At 41.0% G+C, this 5,423-nt stretch carries 6 protein-coding genes; 1 reads left to right on the top strand and 5 read right to left on the bottom strand.

What is annotated here, in order from left to right:
- Positions 1 to 730: IS982 family transposase (locus tag ABZB17_RS20080; protein WP_372652974.1), on the top strand; the 730-nt coding region annotated here is incomplete at its 5' end.
- 447 nt (positions 731 to 1,177) lie between these two features.
- Here the strand turns inward: ABZB17_RS20080 and ABZB17_RS20075 are convergent.
- From ABZB17_RS20075 to ABZB17_RS20055, 5 genes are all read right to left on the bottom strand, one after another.
- The gene (locus ABZB17_RS20075; protein WP_372652972.1) at positions 1,178 to 1,705 is read right to left on the bottom strand and encodes a hypothetical protein; all 528 of its coding nucleotides are present in this window, start codon (positions 1,703 to 1,705) and stop codon (positions 1,178 to 1,180) included.
- Positions 1,702 to 2,955 carry a DEAD/DEAH box helicase gene (locus ABZB17_RS20070; protein ID WP_372652970.1) on the bottom strand — a complete coding sequence of 418 codons (1,254 nt, stop codon included), beginning with the start codon at positions 2,953 to 2,955 and terminating at the stop codon, positions 1,702 to 1,704. The genes ABZB17_RS20075 and ABZB17_RS20070 overlap by 4 nt, the downstream gene beginning before the upstream one ends.
- A gap of 64 nt (positions 2,956 to 3,019) precedes the next feature.
- On the bottom strand, positions 3,020 to 3,880 hold the full coding sequence (locus ABZB17_RS20065; protein WP_372652968.1) for a protoheme IX farnesyltransferase: 861 nt from the start codon (positions 3,878 to 3,880) through the stop codon (positions 3,020 to 3,022).
- A 279-nt stretch (positions 3,881 to 4,159) separates the two neighbouring features.
- On the bottom strand, positions 4,160 to 5,110 hold the full coding sequence (coxB, locus tag ABZB17_RS20060; protein WP_045026120.1) for a cytochrome c oxidase subunit II: 951 nt from the start codon (positions 5,108 to 5,110) through the stop codon (positions 4,160 to 4,162).
- Between the two features lie 2 nt (positions 5,111 to 5,112).
- Positions 5,113 to 5,423 (bottom strand): cytochrome C oxidase subunit IV family protein (locus tag ABZB17_RS20055; protein ID WP_372652965.1); only part of this gene is annotated, 311 nt, incomplete at its 5' end.

The following is a 5,423-nucleotide window of genomic DNA, read 5'->3' as shown; positions in this document are numbered from 1 at the left end:
TGCTTTTAAAAATCTAAAACACTTCTATCTCTTTTATGTGAAAAAGCATATGCACCAAGACTTTCCCAATACGGTCTCGTATAATCGTTTTGTTGAACTTCTTCAATCATCGGCACTTCCCATGACCTTATTTTTAAAAACTTGCTGTTTAGGCGATTGTACAGGAATATCTTTTGTTGACTCAACTCCAATAAGGGTGTGTAAAAACAAACGCATCCCCAGACATAAAGTCTTTGAGGGGATTGCAGAACGTGGTAAATCCACCATGGGCTACTTCTTTGGATTTAAACTCCACTTCATTATTAATGATAAAGGGGAAATTTTGAACTTTGTTATAACGCCTGGAAATATAGATGACAGAGCCCCGTTGAAAGAACAAAAGTTTGTTGAGAAAATTAAAGGAAAACTTTATGCAGATAAGGGCTATGTATCAAAGAAACTTACTGAAGTTCTTTTCGTTGATGGACTTCATCTAATCACTCATATCCGTAATAACATGAAGAATGTCCTAATGGAAATGAAAGACAAAATATTACTACGGAAACGCTCTGTTATAGAGACCATTAATGATAAACTTAAAAATATTTGTTCTGTAGAACATTCAAGACACAGATCTTTTGCAAACTTTATTACAAATATGATTTCTGGTCTAATTGCTTATCACTTTTTTCCTAAGAAACCTGCTATTAAATATGAAGAAATTTGCACAGACCAATTGGCCATATTTTAAATCGAACTCGGGTTATTATGAATTTTGATTTCAGAATGAATAGGCAATAGGCTAAAAACAGTCGGCAAAATTCTAATGTTTCTCATGTGCCTATGTGGTTTAATAAACTCTGTGCCTTGGCGTCTTTGTTTTAAACTCTTCTTTTCAGCGATAATCAGCTAAATCAGTGTTATCTACGTTCAAAACTTTTATTGTTTTTTCAATCGGATGGTGCCAAAACAAGCCATTTCCCTTTCAGGGAAACCAACAGCGAAAAGAATTTCGAATAATGATTAACGATTTTTGATTGCAGAATGAGCAGGCAGTAAGCAAAAAACAGTCGGCAAAAGTAATGTGATCTATGTGTCTAATGTGGTTGAAAACAGCTTTGAGTCTTTGCGTCTTTGTGTTTTAACTCTTCTTTTCAGCGATAATCAGCTAAATCAGTCTTATCAGCGTTAAAAACTTTTATTGTTTTTTCAATCGGTTTGTGCCAAAACAAGCCATCTCCCTTTCCGGGAAACCAACATCAAAAACGGTCTCAATTTCATTATCAGCAATGATATTTATGGTAAAACGTGCCCGACCTCCCGGAACAAAGTTTTCGATCCGTTCGGTTTCAAAAACCAGTTGTGTTGGTGTTGAGATGGAATCATTCAAAGCATATTCGGTAAAATAACCTTCGTTGTGGTACTGACGGAATAGTACGACTTTTCGGGCACTGTCGAAACTTATTATTCCTTTATCGTCGTGCACTTCACCATCTGCATTTTGTGCTGTTGGTTCAAACGCTGAGTGGTGTTTTACTTCGATGTATTGTTTGTTCATCAGCCACGAATAATCGGCTGTAATTTTCGATTTGGCATTTCCGAAACCCTCGCCAGTACCTTCCCACTTTCCAATTATGGTTTCAAAACGGCTTAAAGGTTTTTCCTGTGCAAACAAGCTAAATGAGGCTACAACTAAAATGAAAGTAGCTAGTCTCTTCCAATTCATTGTTTCTTTTTTTTCTGGTACGACTGACGGTGTTTGTGCTGGCTGTTTCCTTTTTTGTATTTATGAAATTTCCCGTGTCCGTGCTTTTTCCCTTTCGAAGGAGTTCGCCATGCCGGGCCTTCGCCAAACTGTTCGGGAAGCGGAATTTTAAATACTTCGCGCTCGATCAGCTCCTCAATACGATGGAACTTGTACATGTCGTCTTCGTTCACCAGCGTAAGTGCCACTCCTGTTGAATCGGCACGCGCAGTACGTCCAACGCGGTGCACATAGTCTTCGGCATCGCCCGGCACGTCGTAGTTGATCACCAGGTTAATATCTTTAATATCGATACCGCGGCTCATTACATCGGTAGCCACCAAAATACGAATCCGTCTGGATCGGAATCCGTTCAGCACATTTTCGCGCTCACGTTGTTCCAGATCCGAAGAAATAGCTTCGGCATCAAAACCTTTCTTTTTTAGCCTTTTTGCTAATTCGTTGGTTACGCGTTTGGTAGAGCAAAAAATGATAACACTGCTGTAATCCGGGTTTTCCGAAATGAGGTGCGCCACCAAATCGCCCTTTTGTTTATCGTAAATAAGGTACGCGGCCTGTAACACGCCTTCTGCCGGTTTCGACATGGCAATGTTTATCTCCTTTGGACTATTCAGGATCTCCGAAGCCAGTTTCCTGATCTTCGGTGCCATAGTTGCGCTAAACATCAGCGTTTGGCGCTCTTTTGGCAGATATGAAATAATCTTTGTTATGTCTTCGTAAAAACCGATGTCGAGCATCCGGTCGGCCTCATCGAGAATCAGAAATTCGATCTTATCAAATTTTACGTAGCCCAGGTTCAGGTGCGAGATCAGTTTTCCGGGAGTAGCAATAATAATGTCGGCTCCTTTGGTCAATGCCCGTTTTTGTTGGCCCCATTCGTCGCCATCGCCACCGCCGTACAAGGCAATGGAATGGATGCCCATGGTATAGCCAATTCCCTGCACCTGCTGATCGATTTGCATGGCCAGCTCGCGCGTTGGAACAATAATCAGCGTTGAGGTTTCTCCGCCGGGTAAATCGGCAATTAAATCAAGAATAGGGAGCAAAAAAGCTGCGGTTTTTCCTGTTCCGGTTTGGGCACAGGCAATCAGGTCGCTACCTTCCAATATAATGGGAATTGCCTGCTCCTGAATCGGAGTAGCATTTTTAAATCCCATGTATTCTATGGCATCCAATAAATCGTAATTAATGCCAAGTTCTTCAAATGTCATTCAATGCTTTTAATATGTGCTACAAATGTAGTTAAAATAAACGGCACGCTGTGGTTCCGCAATTCTATGTATGAACCAAACTGTCAACAATTAAAAAGATCATCATAAAAAGATAGAGGAAATTGAGCTTGTAGAAAGAGGGGCGAACTTTAAACTCGTCCTGAACAAACACCGCCATAGTAAGCGACGACAGCAGGTAAAAAATGTAAAATAGCAGCAAAAACATGATGAGTTTGTTGCCGATAACAAAAAAGATAACCAGAAATGCTGATGCAATTGTTGTGAGAATCCAGGTGTAGGTTACCCGTTTTATTTGTAGTTCGGAAAAAAGCTGGTTCAGACTGGGCATTTTTGCCAGTTTGTATTGCTCGCCAAACATCAACAACAGCAACCAGAAATGCGGAATTTGCCCGATAAAAAAGAAGGCTGCTACCAATAATATTATTTCAGAGGAAAGACTTCCACCTGCTCCGGCCCAACCGATCATTGGTGGAATTGCGCCAACCATCGATCCGGGAATAACCGCAAAAGCCGATACTTTTTTTAGTGGTGTGTAAACGCCGTTGTAAAAGAATAGTGTAAGCCAGCTTAAAACCAAAGCCATTGGCGGATTGCTAATAATAAGAACGATTGAACCAACAAGCGCAAAAGCAATGGCTACCAACAATGCATTTTGGGGGCTGATTTTTCCGCTTGGTAACGGCCGGTCTTTTGTGCGTGGCATTTGTGCATCAACATCGCGCTCCTGCCAGTGGTTGAGAACACTCGAACTGCAAGCCATAAAAAAAACGCCCAGCAACAACCACCAGCCCTGTGCATCAACATTGTGGGTAAAAAGCACATAACCGGTTAATGCCGACAACGCAATGGGTAACGATATTCGCACCTTGCCCAATTCATAGATTATTTTTAGCTGCTGTTTCATTATTTTGTTTGAACCACATAAACCCAAAGATTTTCGAACCACATTAGGCACATAGGACACATTCGTATTTTGCCTAATGCTTTTGCCTACTGCCTACTAATCCTGAAATCTTAAATCGTTAATCTTCATTCTGCAATCTTCTTTTTCCCTCCTCATTCACTCAATCACTTATTTACTATTCTTCCTAGTCCATCCTTCGACTACGCTCTGGATGACTCTTTGCCTACTGCCTACTTTTTTCTTTTTGCCTTTCTACTTTTGCCTTTTGCCTTATAAAATCTACTTCAACGTTTTCAGATACTCAATAATATTATCGATATCGTCATCCGAAAGTTGACCTTCGTACGTTACCATTAATCCTTTATTGTATCCGTCCACTACATCGGCATTCGGTTCGTAAATCGATTTCCGAATGTAATCTTCGTCCACCGTAACCTGACGTGTTTCGCGCCCCGTTTGAACTGTATGTTCGGCACCCCATATTCCTTTAAAACTCGGGCCAACCAGCTTGGTTCCATCCAGCGTGTGACAGGCAAAACAGCCAATATTCTGCATAATTCGTTTACCCGTTGCCGCCGGCGAGTCTATCGCGGCTGCCGTGGCTGCAACATTTGTTGTATCGGCTATCCACGTTTGGAATGCCGAATCTTCCATCACCTCCACATAAGTGTACATGTAGGAGTGTTGCAATCCGCAATACTCGGCACAATACAACTCATACGTACCCACTTTTTGCGGCTCAAACCACATAAAGTTATCCTTCTTTCCGGGTACCATATCCTGCTTTACACGAAACGCCGGTATGTAAAGACTATGCAACACATCCATGGCCACCAGGTTTAATTTTACCGGCTGGTCTTTTGGCAGAAAAAGTGTATCGGTACGTCGGCCGTTTTCATATTCAAAACTAAAGTTCCACATACGTCCGTAAGCCGTAATTTCCATCGCGTCTTTTGGTGCTCGTTGCATGGGTTTCCAACCTGCCCAGCCGTAGTAAAACATCAGCATGGTAATAAGAAAAGGAATAACGGTCCAAATAATTTCGAGTTTTGTACTTCCTTCAATCTGGGTTGCTTTTGGATTCTTTTTCTTATTGTACTTAAAAATGAAGACAAGCATTACCACCGTTAGCCCGATAAGGAACAAAAACGATATGCCCATTATGACAAGAAATGCAGTGTCGACACCCTGAACAAAATTTGAGGCTTTGGTTATTTCTGAGCTATACATAATTATACTCTATAGAGGTAATCTAAAAAGGTTATCACAATCACAACCACAAAAATGGCAAATACAAAGGCCACCATAAGTTTTATGTATGGTTTGTCGTATTTCAGGTGCATAAAATAGGTTAACACCAAAACCGATTTTACTACGGCAAATAACAAAGCTGCGGCAACAGTGAATTCCCCCAGTTCTATTGAAGTTATTCCTATCGATGCAAAAGTTAGTGCCAACAGCGCCACCAAAACGATGACGTATAATCGGTACGGAACGATATGATGATGTTTATCTTCTGACATAGTGTTAGTTTTAATGGATG

The organism is Draconibacterium sp. (assembly GCF_041583095.1).
In the GTDB taxonomy this organism is placed as follows: domain Bacteria; phylum Bacteroidota; class Bacteroidia; order Bacteroidales; family Prolixibacteraceae; genus Draconibacterium.
Note: the sequence above shows the minus strand (reverse complement) of the source record. Positions and strands in the feature narration are given on the sequence as shown.